Raw genomic sequence first — 1,829 nt, 5'->3', positions numbered from 1 at the left:
AGGCGCAAATCAGTTCCTCGAAGTAGGTGCCTTTTTCGCGTTCGGTGACAGAGGCATTGCGGTAGGTATTGAGCAGGGCGGAGAGGGAGGACATTGCGCGGAATTCCTTTTTGGGTCACGGCGGGCGCATCTGGCGCACCAAACCAGCCTATTCTACCGATTGTTAGGTTGTCGTTACACCTGTGTCTTTGTTTGCACTCTTTATGAGTATGTTTTTACATTAAGTGTTCATCTAGTTTGGGTCATGCCTTTTTGTAATGTAAATCTATAAATTTCTATGCAATAACCAGCTCGTTTTTTGCTTGCGCTTATTTACTGATGGGCATTTTTTTAAATGCCGCGTTTATATTGCTCTCTGTTATATATATAATTCAAATACAACAATAACAAGAGGGTGTTATGTATATTCGTCTGACTCAATATTGCGACAAAGTAGTAGTTCTTAAATCCGTTTCTGCATCAGTCGAGGCTTTCGATGCAGAAGGAAAACCGCTCCGTGGCGTACGCAAAAGTACAACAGTTCAAGTCGCATCGTTCACGCTCGGTGAACCTATCCAGCATCCCGAAATTCCCAAGGAAAAGGCTGAAGAATTTGAAGACTGGCGCTCACGTCAGCTGCGTCTGATCGAAAAGGCGTACATCGAGCATGCTGCATCAGGAAAACTGGGCGGCTACCCACTCCTGAAAACGCGCAGCGAAATGGGCGACCCACTGGCCAAGGTCGGCGAGTTCAGCGGCATCATCAGCACGCTGATCGAAGTGCAGCCTGGCATGATCAAGAACGTCATGAACGGCAAGCAGCCTGCACCAAAACCTCAAATCGAAGGCGAGGGCAGTAGCACACTAGCTGACAGAGCTTCAAGCGAAGCGATCAGCGCACGAATCATCGAAATTTGTGAAGACTTGCTTCGCTACATGAGCCTGACGAACCAAAAAGGCACTGATCTTTACTCGATCCAGCAGGCTTTGGACATGCGAGCAGCTTGGACAGCCTTGGGCTGTGCTCTAGACAGCAGAGGCATCGGCTACAAGAAGATTACAGGGGACATCGAGGGCAGGAACGCAGCGCTGGAAGGCGCAGACATCTTCAACGAAATGAAGAAGAGCGTTTTTGGCTGATCGTGAAGAAATGGGTGTAAATGGGTGTGTAATCGGGTGTCACCGTGAGCTACTCGCCCACATACGCCCACACCTGTATGCAACTTGTTCCCAAAACCGCCTGAGAGCTTGGAAAAACCGGGTTTTCGGGCTTCGATTTGGGTGCTGGTGGACACGCCTCCAAGGCGTCATTTGGGGTCAGGCTCAGGCTTTTTTGTCATGATAATGATGCCGGCTTCGTCTATTGCAAAGTCTAGCGTGTCTCCGGTTTTTAGATTCATCTCGTCCAGAAAATCCTGTGGCAGCTCAACGATCACGTCGCCGCTTCCGTCACCCGCATCTAAGCACTCAACTGTCCAGCTCTTCTTCGTCATTTCTCAGTCTCTGAATTTCGCGTTTCTTGACAATGATTTTGCCCTCATCACCAACACGCCATACCAGCTGGTCACCAGGTTTTGCTCCGAGAGCTTGCAGCGCAGCTTGAGACATCTCGATAACTAGTTCGCCGGCACCATTTTCTGCTTCAGCAGTGACCGAAACCATATCTTGTTTATCCGTCATTTCCTCAGTCCGGCGCCGGTCTTGATACAGCGCTCACACAGCTTCCAGACCCAGCCATCCCTGACCTCTTCACGTGCTGGGTGCCGACCACAGTATTGGCATATCTGGTCCGTAGCCATTTCGATGGCGTAGCCGATGGCTGCAAGGTGGGGAGGGGCAGAAGGGTAGTC

General features: G+C 50.1%; 3 protein-coding genes. 1 reads left to right on the top strand and 2 read right to left on the bottom strand.

From position 1 onward, the window contains the following. Nucleotides 1-399: 399 nt before the first annotated feature. Entirely contained in the window at nucleotides 400-1,119 is a 720-nt protein-coding gene (locus ABZ848_RS49485; RefSeq protein WP_360843725.1) for a hypothetical protein, read from the top strand. Nucleotides 1,120-1,286: 167 nt separating this feature from the next. Here ABZ848_RS49485 and ABZ848_RS49480 read toward each other — a convergent pair whose 3' ends face one another. Further along, a complete protein-coding gene (locus ABZ848_RS49480; protein WP_360843722.1) occupies nucleotides 1,287-1,472 on the bottom strand; it encodes an AbrB/MazE/SpoVT family DNA-binding domain-containing protein in 186 nt (61 codons plus the stop codon). Beyond that, nucleotides 1,447-1,659 carry a hypothetical protein gene (locus ABZ848_RS49475; RefSeq protein WP_360843719.1) on the bottom strand — a complete coding sequence of 71 codons (213 nt, stop codon included), beginning with the start codon at nucleotides 1,657-1,659 and terminating at the stop codon, nucleotides 1,447-1,449. Before ABZ848_RS49475 ends, ABZ848_RS49480 begins: the two co-directional genes overlap by 26 nt. Nucleotides 1,660-1,829: the final 170 nt, after the last annotated feature.

It is taken from the genome of Streptomyces sp. NPDC047081, from assembly GCF_040643775.1.
In the GTDB taxonomy this organism is placed as follows: Bacteria; Actinomycetota; Actinomycetes; order Streptomycetales; family Streptomycetaceae; genus Streptomyces.
This window is presented reverse-complemented; position numbering and strand designations above follow the sequence as displayed.

What these genes read in the sequence shown, in the direction of transcription:
- ABZ848_RS49485 (WP_360843725.1), top strand. Translation starts at nt 400, where the DNA reads ATGTATATTCGTCTGACTCAATATTGCGACAAAGTAGTAGTTCTTAAA.
- ABZ848_RS49480 (WP_360843722.1), bottom strand. Translation starts at nt 1,472, where the DNA reads ATGACGAAGAAGAGCTGGACAGTTGAGTGCTTAGATGCGGGTGACGGA.
- ABZ848_RS49475 (WP_360843719.1), bottom strand. Translation starts at nt 1,659, where the DNA reads ATGACGGATAAACAAGATATGGTTTCGGTCACTGCTGAAGCAGAAAAT.